The following is a 14,284-nucleotide window of genomic DNA, read 5'->3' on the forward strand; positions in this document are numbered from 1 at the left end:
TCTAACGCCGCGGATGGGCGGATTGGTAGATGTCGAGCAGCCTTGCGGAATCGACGCCGGTATAGATCTGCGTGGTGGACAGGCTGGCATGGCCGAGCAACTCCTGGATCGTGCGCAGATCGCCGCCGCGCCCAAGCAGATGCGTGGCGAAGGAATGGCGCAGCGCGTGCGGCGTTGCCGTATCGGGCAATCCGAGGGCTGCGCGCATGCGCTGCATTTCGCGCTGAACGATCGCGGCCTGAAGCGTGCCGCCGCGCGCGCCGCGAAACAGCGGCTCATCCGCGGCTAGGTGATACGGGCACAGGCGGCGATATGCGGCCACCGCTTCCTGCGCGGCCACCAGCACCGGCACCATCCGCGTCTTGCCGCCCTTTCCGGTGATGCGCAGCGTTTGTTCGCGGCCGGTCAGGGCGCCGGCAGGCAGACCGAGCGCTTCGGAAATGCGTAGGCCTGCGCCGTAAAGAAGCGTCAGAACCGCAGCGTTGCGCGCGGCGATCCACGGTTCTTCCGCTAGCTGTTCGCCGGCGGATACGACGCGGATCGCGTCTGTTGCGGTCAGCGGCTTGGGCAGCGATTTCGGCTGCTTGGGCGTTCGCATGGCCGAAGCCGAGGCGGCATTGGCCAGACCCCGCCGTTCCAGAAAGCGCAGAAACGAGCGCAAACCGGCCATGCCGCGGCCAAGTGTGCGCGCACCTGCGCCATCGCCGCGGCGCTGCGTCAGAAAGGCACGCAGATCGGTTGATTGCAGATCGGCCACGTCCTTGATCCCCGGAGGCCCGCCAAGATGGTTGGTCAGGAAATGCAGGAACTGGCGGGTGTCGCGCTCATAGGCATCCACCGTCAACGGCGACAAACGGCGTTCCCTTGCAAGACCGTCCAACCATTCAAGCCTTGCCTGAACGAGGTCCGGCTTGGCGGGGATGAGGATCTCGTTCATGGGCGGGGCGTCCGGATGCGGTTTGTTATCCAGCCTGCGCCAAAGGCGGTTACTGCGGCGTGAAGATTGAATTGAACGTCAAGGGCGCGTAGGACGCCGCCAACGAGAACGGACCCTTCTTCAATGGCCAACACCAACCTCATCCAGATTGCCGTGATCGGCGCAGCGCACGGCATCAAGGGCGAGGTGCGGGTGAAGACCTTTACCGGCGATCCCCTGGCGATCGGCGATTATGGCGCGCTCGAAACCGAAGACGGCCGCTTCTTCACGGTGGCGCAGGTCCGGCCCTCCAAGGAAGTCGTGATTGTCCGCTTCAAGGGCGTGGAAACCCGCAACGACGCCGAAGCGCTCAACGGCACCACTTTGTTCGTGGATCGCGCCAAACTGCCGGACGACCTGGAAGAAGACGAATTCTACCATGTCGACCTCATCGGCCTGGCCGTTCAGGCCGAAGATGGCGAGCAGTTCGGCACGATCATCGCCGTGCATGATTTCGGCGCCGGCGAGATGCTGGAAGTCAAGGCGCGCGGCGAAAAGCCGGTGCTGGTCCCGTTCACGCGCGCAGCCGTTCCGGTGATCGACATCAAGGGTGGTTTCGTCCAGGTCGAGCCGGTGGCCGCCGGTCTCGTTGGGGATGAGGACGAAGAAGGCGCCGGACGCGAGGAGGACGAACGCTGAGTTTCCGCGCCACCGTTCTCACTCTTTATCCCGAAATGTTTCCCGGCCCGCTCGGCCTGGCGCTTGCCGGCCGTGCGCTGCAGGCCGGCACATGGTCGCTCGATGCCGTGAACATCCGCGATTTCGCCACCGATCGTCATCGCACGGTGGATGATACGCCGGCCGGCGGCGGCGCGGGCATGGTGATGCGCGCCGATATTCTGGCCAAGGCGATCGATCATGTCAGCGACACCCGTCCACGTCTTCTGATGAGCCCGCGCGGGCGTCCGCTCACCCAGGCGCGCGTGCGCGAATTGGCGGAAGGTCCGGGCGCGATCCTGCTTTGCGGCCGGTTCGAAGGTGTCGACCAGCGCGTGATCGACAACCGCGACCTCGAGGAAGTGTCGGTCGGCGATTACATCCTGTCGGGCGGCGAGGCGGCAGCCCATATCGTACTCGATGCCGTTGTGCGCCTGCTTCCCGGCGTGATGGGCAATGTTCTGTCCGGCGACGAGGAAAGCTTCGAGAACGGCCTGCTCGAACATCCGCATTACACACGCCCCGCCGACTTCGAGGGCATGCCGATCCCTGCCGTTCTGACCTCCGGCGACCATGCCAAGATCGCGGCATGGCGGCGCAGCGAGGCCGAACAACTGACGGCCGCCCGCCGGCCCGATCTTTATGCCGCCTACGCCCCGCCGCAGACGAAAAAGAAATCGAAGCCGAAACCTGAGCTTTGATCCCGCGCAGTTCCCGAACGCAAAACCGCACCGCACTTTTGCTGGAACTGCCTCAAGACAGGTGACAAGCCCGTCGTTTCGGTGTATTGGCGCGCCACCATGCGGACGATGTCCCATGCCCGTCAACAATCGACGGTGAAATCGCCCCTGCCACTTTGTTCTCCCGAATGATGCGGCATAGCCGGACGGTCATAGAACTGGCCCGGCGAGCGAAGGGCGCTCTGGCGGTCGGAAGAACAAGAAGAGGTATGAACCGATGGATATCATCCGTCAGCTCGAGGCCGAACAGGCCCAGAAGATCGAAGCCAAGCGCACCCTGCCAGAATTCCAGCCCGGCGACACGGTTCGCGTTCTGGTTCGCGTGACCGAAGGAACGCGTACCCGCGTGCAGGCTTATGAAGGCGTTTGCATCGCCCGCGCCGGTTCCGGCTTCCAGGAAAACTTCACTGTCCGCAAGATCTCCTATGGCGAAGGCGTGGAGCGCGTGTTCCCGGTTTACTCGCCGATGGTTGAAGGCGTGGAAGTCGTGCGTCGCGGTAAGGTCCGTCGCGCCAAGCTGTATTACCTGCGCGATCGTCGCGGCAAGTCGGCTCGTATCGTTGAAAACACCAGCGTTCGCGCCCGCAAGCTGAACGACGCGACCCGCGAAGCCGCTCAGGCCGAGCGCGCCCGCGTTGAAGCCGAAAAGGCTGCTGCTGCCGAGAAGCTGGCTGCCGAGAAGGCCGCTGCCGCCGAGGCAAACACCGCAGAATAAGAAGAAGGGCTGCATACACAGCCGCTTCTAGCCAGACCGATCAAATGGCCGTATCGCTTTCCCGCGATGCGGCCATTTTCTTTATGGTGAGGAGAACAAAACAGCATGACGACGATCAGGCCGGCCACGGAAGCGGATCTTCCCGCAATCACCGAAATCTACCGGGATGCCGTGGTGAACGGCACCGCCACCTATGAGCTTGAGCCGGCGCCGGACCAGAACGAGATGCTGTCGCGCTTTCGCGCCATCACGGGTGCCGAATATCCCTATATCATCGCCGAAGAAGAGGGCGTGGTTCTCGGCTACGCCTATGCCGGACCATTCCGGGCGCGCGCGGCCTATCGCTTCATCGTGGAAAACTCGGTTTACCTTGCGCCGCATGCGCAGAAGCGGGGTCTCGGCCGTTTGCTGATGCAGGCGCTGATTGCGGATTGCACCGAGCGCGGCTTTCGCCAGGTGGTGGCGGTGATCGGCGATGCCACGCCATCGAGCGCCTCGGTCAAGCTTCATACGGCGATGGGCTTCACCCTGTGCGGGACCATGACTGGCTCGGGCTACAAGCATGAGCGCTGGCTGGACACCACGATCATGCAGCTGCCGCTCAATGGTGGCAACACGCTGGTGCCCGATCCCCAATCCGTTCCGGAGCGCCGTTACCGCGACGGCGCCTAGGCTTCGGCCAGTTTCAAGGCGCGGTCGAAGGCTTTGAGCGCGGTTGTCAGCTCGTGACCCCGCTTCAGGATGACGCCGCCGGCCGCCACTACGGAATAGGCGCCCTGCTTGCGGGCAAGCGCCGGCGTCTTCACGATGCGAAATAGCGGCACTTCGCTGGCGCGGCGAAAAACCGAAAACACCGCTTGGTCCTTCAGGTGGTCGATCGCGTAATCGCGCCACTCGTTGGCCGCGACCATGCGGCTGTAGATGCGCAGGATCTGGTCGAGCTCCTGCCGGTTAAAGGTGACGGGAATATCGAGCCGCGCGTTGCGCGCTTCGGCGAGCGGGATCAGCGTTGCCGAGTGTTCCTTGTTTTCAGAACCAGAATCCATCCGATCTGCCTTCTCTGCTTTGCCGTTCGTTCGAGAAGTTGGGCCTCTTGGGGTCCTATTGCAAGCAAACAGGCCGATCGCGACATCACGCAGATTTCTCGCGTGAAATAATTGGTGATGAACGAACACAATTTTGCCTGACGGCAAACGTGGTCGAGCCACGAAGCGAAGCGAACATTTCCGTGTTGCCTGAGACGGTTCGATCCGGTCGCGATCCGTAACCCCAAGCCCCCCGCCCACGGGCGTGGCTGGGTCGAACCAATCCTCCCAAGCCATGCTCGTTGTGTTGAGCATCAAGCTGGGCAAGCGTATCAAAAGCCGGTGCCGCGTTCTTGGCGCCGGCTTTTTTGTGCCTGCTGTCGAGTGTCTTAGTTCTTGTTCGGGCCGTCTTGTGCGTCGAACGGCATCGAAGCCGCACCGAGGATCGTGGCGGGATGGCCATCCTTGTCCACCGACTGAACCAGCACGGCGCAGCCGCCGATGCCCTTTTTGGCGATTTCGCTCATCGGGATCTCGAAGCGTGCAGGCTGACCATGCCACATGCCGGTTGTCTGCATGTCGCGCACGGCGTTCCAGTAGGTGACGGTATGGCCGGCATTCTCGCCGCGTTCGATCTTCACCGGGCTCATCGCTTCATAAGATACGAGCAGAACATGCGCGTTCTGTCTCGGGCCTTCCTGGCCGGGAACGTCGATCACCAGTACGTCGCGATCCTGTTTCAGGTTCACGGCAACCGGCAGGGTCGGCGTTTCGGCGAGCTTCTCGTCGACGGCCAACTGGTCGGCGCCATTGACATGGGTGCGGCCGTTGATGACGGCTTGTGGCGTATAAAAGGCGCGCGCCTTCATCGCCTTCATGTAGTTGCGCTGCCGATCGGTGTTTTCGGGCGTCGCCAGCGTGTCGCGCCAGCCGCGATAGTCCCAGTAATCGACATGATAGGCGAGGGCGACGATGTCCTTCTGGTGGACCATCTCGCCCAGCATCTTGTCGGCCTTCGGGCAGGAATCGCAGCCCTGGCTCGTGAACAGTTCCACTACACCCCGCACCAGAGATTGTTCGGCTGGCGCCTGACTGGTCGCGACGAGCAGCGCCGCGAAAGCGAGGAAGGGGGTATAATTCACGATGATCCAGACAGATGTTTTTACAAAACAGATCTGCTCAATGATGCAGAATATGAGCATTCAATGATAGGCGGCGAGCGATGGAAGGGGGAAGTCACGTTGCGGTGACAAAGCTCGTGCCGGGGTCACGACGCCGTGCGCCGTATGTGAAAGAAACGGCCGCTCCGACACCAGACGACACAGAGTCGCCTGGAGCCGGAACGGCCGTCCCGATGTTTTAAGCTGCCAGGTCGCGCAGCACCGTCTGCAGGATGCCACCATTGTTCATGTAGGTGACTTCATCCAGCGTATCGATGCGGCAGATCAGCGGCACGTTCTTCACCGAACCATCGGCATAGGTGATGACCGCCGTGCGCTTTTCGCGCGGCTGCACATTGCCCAGACCTTCGATCGTGACGGTTTCGTCGCCCTTCAGGTCGAGCGAGGCCCAGGTGGTGCCTTCCTCGAACACGAAGGGCACGACGCCCATGCCGACCAGGTTCGAGCGGTGAATGCGCTCGAAGGACTGCGCGATCACGGCCTTGACGCCGAGCAGGTTGGTGCCCTTTGCCGCCCAGTCGCGCGACGAGCCGTTGCCGTATTCCACGCCGGCAAAGATCACCAGCGGGGTGTTCTCGGCCTTGTACTGCATGGCCGCGTCATAGATCGGCATTTCTTCCTTGGACGGATAGTGGATGGTGAAGCCACCCTCGCGTCCGTTCGGTCCCATCATGTGGTTGCGGATGCGGATATTGGCGAAGGTGCCGCGCATCATCACTTCATGGTTGCCGCGGCGCGTGCCGTACTGGTTGAAGTCCACGGCATTGACGCCGTGCTCCATCAGATAGGCACCCGCCGGCGACGCTGCCTTGATCGAACCGGCCGGCGAGATGTGGTCGGTGGTGATCTTGTCGCCGAACAGGCCGAGGATGCGCGCACCCTTGATGTCAGAGATGCCCGAACCGGACTTGCCCATGCCCACGAAGTAAGGCGGGTTCTGGACATAGGTCGAGTTGTCGTCCCAGGCATAGGTCTGGCCTTCGGGGATCTGCACCGCCTGCCAGTTCTCGTCGCCCTTGAAGACGTCGGCATACTTGCTCTCATAAAGCTCGCGCGTGACGTACTTCATGATGAAGTCCTGCACTTCCTGCGAAGACGGCCAGATATCGCGGAGATAAACCGGCTGTCCGTCGGAACCCGTGCCGATCGGCTCGGAAGTCAGGTCCTTCTGCACCGAACCGGCCAACGCATAAGCGACAACCAGCGGCGGGGAGGCGAGGTAGTTCGCCTGAACGTCGGGCGAAATACGGCCTTCGAAGTTGCGGTTGCCCGACAGAACGCCGGCGGCGATCAGGCCCTTGTCGTTGATCGTCTTGGAGATCGGCGCCGGCAGCGGACCGGAATTGCCGATGCAGGTGGTGCAGCCGAAGCCAACCAGGTTGAAGCCGATCGCGTCGAGGTCCTTCTGCAGGCCGGCCTTTTCGAGATATTCGGCAACGACCTGGCTACCGGGAGCAAGCGAGGTCTTCACCCAAGGCTTGGAAGTCAGGCCCTTGGCAACCGCGTTGCGGGCCAACAGGCCGGCAGCGATCAGCACGCTCGGATTGGAGGTGTTGGTGCACGACGTGATGGCGGCAATCGCCACATCGCCATGGCCGAGATCGTAGTCGGTGCCTTCAACCGGATAGCGGTTGGTGAGCTGGTCCGGCTTCTTGTATTCGCTTTCGAGCGCGGTTGCGAAACCGGACGCGATGTTTTCGAGCGAGATACGGCCCTCGGGGCGCTTCGGTCCGGCCATGGACGGCACGACGTCGCCGAGGTCGAGCTCGAGCGTGTCGGTGAAAACAAGGTCGGAGCCGTCGCCTTCGCGCCACATGCCTTGAGCCTTGGAATAGGCTTCAACCAGCGCGATGCGGTCCTTCGCGCGGCCGGACATGTTGAGATAGTTCAGCGTTTCGCCGTCAACGGGGAAGAAGCCGCAGGTCGCGCCATATTCCGGACCCATGTTGCCGATCGTGGCGCGGTCGGCGAGCGTCATGTTGTCGAGGCCGGTGCCGAAGAATTCCACGAACTTCGAAACCACGCCCTTCTTGCGCAGCATTTGCACGACGGTGAGCACGAGGTCGGTCGCGGTGACGCCTTCCTTCAGCTTGCCGGTGAGCTTGAAGCCGATCACCTCAGGCAGAAGCATGGAAACCGGCTGGCCGAGCATGGCAGCTTCGGCCTCGATGCCGCCCACGCCCCAGCCGAGCACGCCCAGGCCGTTGATCATGGTGGTGTGCGAATCGGTACCGACGCAGGTGTCGGGATAAGCGATCGTTTCGCCGTCTTCTTCCTTCGTCCAGACGGTCTGGCCGAGATATTCGAGGTTCACCTGGTGGCAGATGCCGGTGCCGGGCGGAACGACGCGGAAGTTCTTGAACGCCTGCTGGCCCCACTTCAGGAAGCGGTAACGCTCGCCGTTGCGCTCGTATTCGAGCTCCACATTGCGGGCAAAGGCCGATGGCGTGCCGAATTCGTCGACGATCACCGAGTGGTCGATCACGAGATCGACGGGCACCAGCGGGTTGATCTTCTCGGGATCACCGCCGAGCGCCTCGATGCCGTCGCGCATCGCAGCCAGATCCACCACGGCGGGAACGCCGGTGAAGTCCTGCATCAAAACGCGTGCCGGACGATAGGCGATTTCGTTTTCGGTCTTGCCGCGGTTGTCGAGCCAGCCTGCGACAGCTTCGATGTCTTCCTTCGATACGGTCTGGCCGTCTTCGAAGCGCAGAAGGTTCTCAAGCAGCACCTTCATGGAGAAAGGCAGCTTGGACACGCCGCTCAACCCGTTCTTCTCGGCCTCGATCAGGCTGAAATAAACGTAGTCCTTGCCATCAACGGTCAGAGTGCGGCGGCAGCGGAAACTATCGAGTGATTTTGTCACGTCGGTCCTCAACTTCTGTATGCCGATGAGGAGCGGACGCCTGCTGCGCGGATCAACGGAGATCGCGCCATAGGTGCGGGTGCGATCATTTCCGCTGTCCGTTCCTCGCGTCCCGGCCGGTCAAAGACGGCTCGCGCGCTGGGTTCGGCGCATATTTTGCAGATCCCACACCGACCGCTGGCGTGGTTGCCCGGCATATAGAGAATTTCGTAGAAGAGTTCTAGACTGATTTCGTAATGCGGGCATCTTCGTTCGCAGGATTGTGCAGGACCAGACATGCGGATCACCGCGAGCGACCTTGGCGCGGACCGCGGCGGCGAGCGCATTTTCTCAGACCTTTCCTTTTCCGTTTCGGACGGCGGCTGTTTGCTGGTGACGGGCCCGAACGGGTCCGGCAAGTCGACGCTGCTGCGCGCGATCGGGGGGCTTCTGCCCTTGAGCGAAGGCGCGATCGCGCTTGAACCCGCCAGCGAGACATGGCCGACGGTCGCCTCCGCCTGCCATTATCTTGGCCACCACAACGGCTTGAAGCAGGCGTTGAGCGTGGAAGAAAATCTTCGCTTCTGGCGCGATTTTTCCGGCGAGGAGCGCGAGAGCGTGGAAGACGCGCTCGATCAGGTCGGCTTGTACGGCCTTGGCCATCTGCCGTTCGGCGTTCTGTCCACCGGTCAACGCCGCCGTGTGGCCATTGCGCGGCTTCTGGTGACCTGGCGGCCGATCTGGCTTCTGGACGAACCCACCGCCGGGCTTGATGCCCGCTCCGAAACCCGCTTCGCCGGTTTGATGGAAGCCCATCGGGAGGCGGGCGGCATCATCATCGCCGCGACGCATTGGCCGCTGGGGCTGGCGGATGTGCAGGAGTTCGTGATGGGTGAGATGCCGATGGATGCGGTGGTGTGAGGATGGCAACGGCGGCGCATTACCCCTCATCCGACTTCGCTTCGCGAAGCCACCTTCTCCCACAAGGGGCGAAGGGAAGGCTCGCACTGATCATCGCGTCTTTGTCTGCGAAGTCTGTGTGTCGCAGTTCGAATAGGCCGAAAATCCGCTACCAGGTACTAAAGCTTCTTGCCGGGAAAACCGTTTTTAGGATGAGCGAGTACGATGCGGCAGTCCTTCCCTTCGCCCCTTGTGGGAGAAGGTGGCCGCGCGAAGCGTGGTCGGATGAGGGGCTTGCGACGCTTCGACTGGATGCGTGTTCCACGCTTCAACCGGATGAGCGACAAGCCATCTTTGAGCTCACCCAATGCTGACCCTCTACCTCCGCGACCTCAAGCTCGGCATCCGCGCTGGCGGCGGGGCGCTGATCGGCATTCTGTTCTTTCTGGCTGTTGTCACCACCATCCCCTTTGCCGTTGGTCCCGACCTCAACCTCCTGTCGCGGCTCGGACCGGCCATGTTGTGGATCGGCGCGCTCTTGGCCTCCCTGCTTGGGCTCGATCGGCTGTTTCAGGCTGATCGCGAGGACGGTTCGCTTGATCTGCTTCTTCTGGCTTCCGAGCGCCACATGCTGCCGTTGAGCGTGTTGGTGAAATGCCTGGCGCACTGGACCGCAAGCGTTCTGCCGCTGGTGATCGCGGCACCCTTGCTCGGCATTCTCCTCAACATGGAGCCGATCGCGCTGGGTGCTGCCACGCTCACCCTGTTGGTGGGGACGCCGGCCATCACCTTTATCGGCGCAACGGGTGCCGCGGTTGCCGTTACGCTGCCGCGCGGCGGTCTGCTCGTATCCGTGCTGATCCTGCCGCTCGCCATTCCCGTGCTGATCTTCGGCGTGTCGGCAAGCTATGCGTCGGTGACCGATCCCGCGCCCTTTCTGCCGCCGTTCCTCATCCTGTGCGCGCTGACGCTGGTGTTCGCCGTGGTTGGTCCGTTCAGCGCAGCCGCGGCACTTCGCGCGGCGCAGGACTAGAGTTGATCATGCTAATCGCACAATCCACTACGCCCTGCCTTTTCAGCGCCAACAGGCGACGTTAATCCGATGCCGATGAGCGACACGACCACCACCAATTCCAAGCCCGGCTGGTTCAGCGCGTTGGCCAACCCCACGCGCTTCATCGGGCTGGCCGACCGCATCATTCCCGTTCTGGCGGTTCTGACCGCCATCACGCTCGTTGTCGGCCTTTATCTCGGCTTCACCGCGCCTGAAGATTACCAGCAGGGCTCGACGGTTCAGATCATGTATATTCATGTGCCCTTCGCCTGGTTGTCGATGATGTGCTGGGGCGTGATGTCGCTTGCAGCCCTCGGCACGCTGGTGTGGCGTCATCCGCTCGCCGATGTGTCGCTCAAAGCCGCCGCACCGATCGGCCTTGTTTTCACCGGCCTCGCGCTGGCCACCGGCTCGATCTGGGGCAAGCCGATGTGGGGGACATGGTGGGTCTGGGATGCGCGGCTGACATCGGTCTTCGTGCTGTTCTTGATGTATCTCGGCATTATCGCGCTCACACGCGCCATTGACGATACCAGCCGGGCCGCCAAAGCCGCCGCCATCATCACGCTGGTGGGCGCCATCAACCTGCCGATCATCAAGTTCTCGGTGGACTGGTGGAACACGCTGCATCAGCCGGCCGCCGTGTTTCGGCTGGATGGCCCCACCATCGATCCCTCCATGCTGTGGCCGCTCCTGATCATGGCCGTCGGCTTCACGCTTTTGTTCTTCACGCTGCATCTGACGGCGATCCGCACCGAAATCTGGCGTCGCCGCGTTCAGGCGATGCAGCGCATCGCGGCACGCCGTGCCGACGGGCGCACAGGGGGACGATCGGAAGGGCACGTGCGATGACCCACGCAATGTATGTTGCCGCGGCCTATGGCATTGCCGGTGTGGCGCTGGCCGGCTTGCTTCTCTGGATCCTGGTGGACGGTCGCAACCGCAAGCGCGAACTGGCACGGCTCGAAGCGGATGGCGTTCGGCGTCGCTCGTCGGGAGCCGCACGCTCATGAACGCGCCGAGCGACAAGACCGCCGCACCAAACCGGCGCGGACGCTTCGGCCTTTATCTTCTGCCCTTGCTGTTCTTCGTCGTGATGGCCGGGTTCTTCCTGGCGCAGCTTTTGTCTGGCCGTGATGAATCCGTGATCCCGTCGGTCCTCATCGATGCGCCGGCACCGCAGACCGATCTGCCTGCACTGGCCGGAATGGACGTGCCGGGTCTTCGCTCGCAGGACTTTGCGGGCAAGATCACGCTGGTGAATGTTTTCGCGTCCTGGTGCGCGCCGTGCCGTGAAGAGCATCCGACCCTGATCCAGCTGGCCAAGGACAAGCGCTTTTCGCTGGTCGGGCTGAACTACAAGGACAAGGAAGACAATGCCCGCGGTTTCCTGCGCGAACTCGGCAATCCCTATGCCGCGATCGGCGTGGATGCGTCGGGCCGCAAGGGGATCGACTGGGGCGTGTATGGCGTGCCGGAAACCTTTGTGGTCGGCCGCGACGGTCACTTAGCCTACAAGTTCGTCGGCCCACTGACGCCGGACGCTGTTTCGACGCGGCTGATGCCGGCTATCGAAGCCGCCATGGCAAAGACGGCAGCCCAGTAAGAACAGGGCTCGGGAAACTCTGCTCCAGACATGACGAAGGCCGCAGGGTGGATACCCGTGCGGCCTTATTGTTTTGCGTCAGTCATGATGCTGATGGTTAGCCGTAAACTTCACGGCGCAGGTCATGCAGCATCTGCGTGCGGTCGACATTGAGGTCGAGAATTTCGCGCGGGGTGAGACCCTGGATCTCGGCGGCGAGGCGATTGTAGCGAGCGCGCTTTTCGAGGCGGCGCTGGACATTGATCATGAAGCCGTTGAGCAGCATTGGAGCATCCTTTGTCAGGCCGATCCGTCGGCCGTTTCCGCTCCTCCCATGACCGCTAGAATGCCCTGTCTTGCTCCGATGCGAAACGATTTATGTTGCAACGCACCATTGCGCTGATTGCATAGCTGTTAAGCGGAATTAGGAACTGTGTTTTTCTTGTGCAGGTTGTTTGATCTCATGCCGCAGGATCAGCGGCATCTGCGCGATGGTGAACAGCATGGTGATCGGGATCGTGCCCCACACCTTGAAGAACAGCCAGGTGTTCTCGTCGAAGTTGCGCCACACGACTTCGTTCAGAACGGCGAGGAACAGGAAGAACAGACCCCAGCGCAACGTCAGCTTGCGCCAGCCTTCGGCATCGAGGTCGAAGGCGGAATCGAAAACATAGGCCAGCAGCGAGCGGCGAAATATCAGCCCCACCAGAAGCACGACGCCGAACAGCGAATTGATGATCGTCGGCTTCATGAAGGCGAAGGTCTTGTCCTGCAGGTAAAGAGCCAGCGCCCCGAAGACGAACACCACCACCGTTGAAACGAGCGGCATGATCGGCAGGCTGCGCGTCAGGAACCAGGACACGGCGAGCGACAAGGCAGTCGCGACCATGAAGAAGGCGGTGGCGATCAGAATGGGTTCGCCGATCGACGCCAGGATCGGAAACTTCCCCGCCAGCCATTCACCCCTCAAGGTGACAAAGAAGAAGACCAGTCCCGGTCCGAGTTCCAGCGCGAATTTCAACGCGGGGTTCATCGTCTTCTTGCGGGGATCGCCCGGAGCGCGTTCGAGGATGCGGCTGGTCATGGGAATGCGCCTTTGACGGAAAACCTGCTCCGTAGAACAGGCAAATTGTGCTGCGACTTAGGCAAAGCGTGGTGTGATCAGGTCAAACCGGCAATGGTTCTGGCAAAGTCGCTGGCCGAGAACGGCTCGAGATCGTCGACCTGCTCGCCCACGCCGATGAAGTAAACCGGCAGCTTGTGCTTGGCGGCGATGGCGACAAGAATGCCGCCGCGCGCCGTTCCATCGAGCTTGGTCAGCACCAGACCGTTCACGCCCGCCACGTTGCGGAAGATCTCGACCTGGTTCATCGCGTTCTGCCCGGTTGTCGCATCCACCGTCTGCAGGATCGTATGCGGCGCTTCCGGATCGAGCTTCTTGAGCACGCGCACGATCTTGTCGAGCTCGTCCATCAGCTCGGCCTTGTTCTGCAGCCGGCCCGCCGTGTCGATGATCAGCACATCGGCTTGTTGTTGTTTTGCCTGGGCAAAAGCCTCATAGGCCAGGCTCGCTGCATCCGCGCCGAGGCGCGACGAGATCACCGGCGCACCGGTGCGCTCGCCCCAGATCTTCAGCTGTTCGATGGCCGCTGCACGGAACGTGTCGCCCGCAGCCAGCATCACCTTCACGCCGCCGGCTGTCAGCTTTGCAGCGAGCTTGCCGATCGTCGTGGTCTTGCCCGTGCCGTTGACGCCCACCACCAGGATCACATGCGGCTTGTGCGCGAGGTTGAGCTCCAGCGGCTTGGCAACCGGCGTTAGTACGCTTTCCACCTCGCCGGCCACGACGCGGCGAACGTCTTCTTCCGTGGTGCGGCTCGAAAACCGACCTTCCGCCAGCTTGTCCGCCACCTTCATCGCCGTTTCCACGCCGAGATCGGCGCGGATCAGGACTTCTTCCAGCTCCTCGACGATTTCTTCCGTGAGCAAGGTGCGGGTGAAAACGCCGGCTAGATTGTCGCCAAGCTCGCGCGAAGAGCGCGACAGGCCATTGCGCAAACGCTGAAGCCACTTGGCGCGCTGCACTTCGGCGGCGGTGAGCTGCGTCGGCCGCTCCACCGTCTTGCCGACGGTGATGCGGTCGTCCGGCGTTGAACGCGGCGTCGGCGAAACGGGAGCGAGCGCAGTCTGTTCAGGCGCAGGCTCGCGGTCGCGCAGCGGCTGCTCGGTTTCGACCGGGATGGGTGCCGGCACCTCCAGCGGAACTTCCGGCGAAGGTTGCGGCTCGTAAGGTGCGGGTTCCTGTGCTGGCTCCTCGGGCGGCAGGGCGACTGGAACTTCGGCTGGCGTGTCCTCGGCAGGAACTTCCTGAGGTGCCGGTTCCGAAATCGCGGGTTCCGGCGCCGGTTGCGGCGTCGGGACTTCTGGCTGAACAGGCTGCGGCTGTGCCGGCTCAGGCTGGGGCGGGATTTCGGGCTCGGGTTGCTGCTGGGGCGCGGGAGCAGGGGCTGGCGGCTGCGGTTGGGGTGCCGGTTGCTGCTGCTGATCCTCTGGCTGATTGCCGAAGGAGAAGATCTTCTTGATGAAACCAAGGGCCATAAGGG

16 protein-coding genes are annotated in these 14,284 nt (G+C 62.4%); 9 read left to right on the plus strand and 7 right to left on the minus strand.

Annotated features, from left to right (window positions below; all coding sequences use genetic code 11):
* Position 1: 1 nt before the first annotated feature.
* Entirely contained in the window at positions 2 to 937 is a 936-nt protein-coding gene (locus tag JYU29_RS16325; RefSeq protein WP_213985923.1) for a tyrosine recombinase XerC, read from the minus strand.
* Between the two features lie 123 nt (positions 938 to 1,060).
* On the opposite strand from JYU29_RS16325, the gene rimM reads away from it, so the two are divergent.
* The 4 genes from rimM (at position 1,061) to JYU29_RS16345 (ending at position 3,760) form a co-directional block, all read left to right on the plus strand.
* A complete protein-coding gene (gene rimM / locus JYU29_RS16330; protein WP_213985924.1) occupies positions 1,061 to 1,615 on the plus strand; it encodes a ribosome maturation factor RimM in 555 nt (184 codons plus the stop codon).
* Positions 1,612 to 2,334 (plus strand): tRNA (guanosine(37)-N1)-methyltransferase TrmD, encoded by a 723-nt coding sequence (trmD, locus tag JYU29_RS16335; RefSeq protein ID WP_213986080.1) that lies wholly within the window; start codon positions 1,612 to 1,614, stop codon positions 2,332 to 2,334. Before rimM ends, trmD begins: the two co-directional genes overlap by 4 nt.
* A 256-nt stretch (positions 2,335 to 2,590) precedes the next feature.
* Positions 2,591 to 3,088: a 50S ribosomal protein L19 gene (rplS, locus tag JYU29_RS16340; protein WP_213985925.1), complete on the plus strand. Its 498-nt coding sequence runs from the start codon at positions 2,591 to 2,593 to the stop codon at positions 3,086 to 3,088.
* 105 nt (positions 3,089 to 3,193) lie between these two features.
* Complete coding sequence (locus tag JYU29_RS16345; protein WP_213985926.1) at positions 3,194 to 3,760, plus strand: GNAT family N-acetyltransferase; 567 nt, start codon at positions 3,194 to 3,196, stop codon at positions 3,758 to 3,760.
* Here JYU29_RS16345 and JYU29_RS16350 read toward each other — a convergent pair.
* The 3 genes from JYU29_RS16350 to acnA form a co-directional block, all read right to left on the minus strand.
* Positions 3,757 to 4,134, minus strand: coding sequence for a DUF2794 domain-containing protein (locus tag JYU29_RS16350; protein WP_213985927.1), 378 nt, complete (start codon positions 4,132 to 4,134; stop codon positions 3,757 to 3,759). The two genes, JYU29_RS16345 and JYU29_RS16350, sit on opposite strands and share 4 nt — an antisense overlap.
* Positions 4,135 to 4,502: 368 nt before the next feature.
* The gene (locus JYU29_RS16355; protein WP_347879913.1) at positions 4,503 to 5,255 is read right to left on the minus strand and encodes a DUF1223 domain-containing protein; all 753 of its coding nucleotides are present in this window, start codon (positions 5,253 to 5,255) and stop codon (positions 4,503 to 4,505) included.
* Between the two features lie 217 nt (positions 5,256 to 5,472).
* Entirely contained in the window at positions 5,473 to 8,163 is a 2,691-nt protein-coding gene (gene acnA / locus JYU29_RS16360) for an aconitate hydratase AcnA (protein WP_213985929.1), read from the minus strand.
* A 276-nt stretch (positions 8,164 to 8,439) separates the two neighbouring features.
* Here acnA and ccmA point away from each other — a divergent pair, with 276 nt between their 5' ends.
* The 5 genes from ccmA (at position 8,440) to JYU29_RS16385 (ending at position 11,702) form a co-directional block, all read left to right on the plus strand.
* Positions 8,440 to 9,063 carry a heme ABC exporter ATP-binding protein CcmA gene (ccmA, locus tag JYU29_RS16365; protein WP_213985930.1) on the plus strand — a complete coding sequence of 208 codons (624 nt, stop codon included), beginning with the start codon at positions 8,440 to 8,442 and terminating at the stop codon, positions 9,061 to 9,063.
* Positions 9,064 to 9,409: 346 nt separating this feature from the next.
* A complete protein-coding gene (gene ccmB, locus JYU29_RS16370) occupies positions 9,410 to 10,075 on the plus strand; it encodes a heme exporter protein CcmB (protein ID WP_213985931.1) in 666 nt (221 codons plus the stop codon).
* A 75-nt stretch (positions 10,076 to 10,150) separates the two neighbouring features.
* Positions 10,151 to 10,948: a heme ABC transporter permease gene (locus JYU29_RS16375; protein WP_213985932.1), complete on the plus strand. Its 798-nt coding sequence runs from the start codon at positions 10,151 to 10,153 to the stop codon at positions 10,946 to 10,948.
* Positions 10,945 to 11,109: a heme exporter protein CcmD gene (gene ccmD, locus JYU29_RS16380; RefSeq protein WP_213985933.1), complete on the plus strand. Its 165-nt coding sequence runs from the start codon at positions 10,945 to 10,947 to the stop codon at positions 11,107 to 11,109. Before JYU29_RS16375 ends, ccmD begins: the two co-directional genes overlap by 4 nt.
* On the plus strand, positions 11,106 to 11,702 hold the full coding sequence (locus tag JYU29_RS16385; protein ID WP_213985934.1) for a DsbE family thiol:disulfide interchange protein: 597 nt from the start codon (positions 11,106 to 11,108) through the stop codon (positions 11,700 to 11,702). Before ccmD ends, JYU29_RS16385 begins: the two co-directional genes overlap by 4 nt.
* Before the next feature lie 97 nt (positions 11,703 to 11,799).
* Here JYU29_RS16385 and JYU29_RS16390 read toward each other — a convergent pair whose 3' ends face one another.
* The 3 genes from JYU29_RS16390 to ftsY form a co-directional block, all read right to left on the minus strand.
* Positions 11,800 to 11,967: a hypothetical protein gene (locus JYU29_RS16390; protein WP_213985935.1), complete on the minus strand. Its 168-nt coding sequence runs from the start codon at positions 11,965 to 11,967 to the stop codon at positions 11,800 to 11,802.
* 138 nt (positions 11,968 to 12,105) lie between these two features.
* On the minus strand, positions 12,106 to 12,765 hold the full coding sequence (locus JYU29_RS16395) for a septation protein A (protein WP_213985936.1): 660 nt from the start codon (positions 12,763 to 12,765) through the stop codon (positions 12,106 to 12,108).
* A gap of 77 nt (positions 12,766 to 12,842) precedes the next feature.
* Positions 12,843 to 14,279: a signal recognition particle-docking protein FtsY gene (ftsY, locus tag JYU29_RS16400; RefSeq protein ID WP_213985937.1), complete on the minus strand. Its 1,437-nt coding sequence runs from the start codon at positions 14,277 to 14,279 to the stop codon at positions 12,843 to 12,845.
* Positions 14,280 to 14,284 lie beyond the last annotated feature (5 nt).

This window comes from Tianweitania aestuarii, from assembly GCF_018457165.1.
GTDB lineage: Bacteria > Pseudomonadota > Alphaproteobacteria > Rhizobiales > Rhizobiaceae > Tianweitania > Tianweitania aestuarii.

Excerpts from the sequence above, each read along its gene's own strand:
- rimM (WP_213985924.1), top strand. The coding sequence starts at position 1,061 with ATGGCCAACACCAACCTCATCCAGATTGCCGTGATCGGCGCAGCGCAC.
- JYU29_RS16395 (WP_213985936.1), bottom strand. The coding sequence starts at position 12,765 with ATGACCAGCCGCATCCTCGAACGCGCTCCGGGCGATCCCCGCAAGAAG.
- rplS (WP_213985925.1), top strand. The coding sequence starts at position 2,591 with ATGGATATCATCCGTCAGCTCGAGGCCGAACAGGCCCAGAAGATCGAA.
- ftsY (WP_213985937.1), bottom strand. The coding sequence starts at position 14,279 with ATGGCCCTTGGTTTCATCAAGAAGATCTTCTCCTTCGGCAATCAGCCA.
- JYU29_RS16375 (WP_213985932.1), top strand. The coding sequence starts at position 10,151 with ATGAGCGACACGACCACCACCAATTCCAAGCCCGGCTGGTTCAGCGCG.
- ccmB (WP_213985931.1), top strand. The coding sequence starts at position 9,410 with ATGCTGACCCTCTACCTCCGCGACCTCAAGCTCGGCATCCGCGCTGGC.
- JYU29_RS16390 (WP_213985935.1), bottom strand. The coding sequence starts at position 11,967 with ATGCTGCTCAACGGCTTCATGATCAATGTCCAGCGCCGCCTCGAAAAG.
- JYU29_RS16345 (WP_213985926.1), top strand. The coding sequence starts at position 3,194 with ATGACGACGATCAGGCCGGCCACGGAAGCGGATCTTCCCGCAATCACC.
- ccmD (WP_213985933.1), top strand. The coding sequence starts at position 10,945 with ATGACCCACGCAATGTATGTTGCCGCGGCCTATGGCATTGCCGGTGTG.
- JYU29_RS16350 (WP_213985927.1), bottom strand. The coding sequence starts at position 4,134 with ATGGATTCTGGTTCTGAAAACAAGGAACACTCGGCAACGCTGATCCCG.
- ccmA (WP_213985930.1), top strand. The coding sequence starts at position 8,440 with ATGCGGATCACCGCGAGCGACCTTGGCGCGGACCGCGGCGGCGAGCGC.
- JYU29_RS16385 (WP_213985934.1), top strand. The coding sequence starts at position 11,106 with ATGAACGCGCCGAGCGACAAGACCGCCGCACCAAACCGGCGCGGACGC.
- JYU29_RS16325 (WP_213985923.1), bottom strand. The coding sequence starts at position 937 with ATGAACGAGATCCTCATCCCCGCCAAGCCGGACCTCGTTCAGGCAAGG.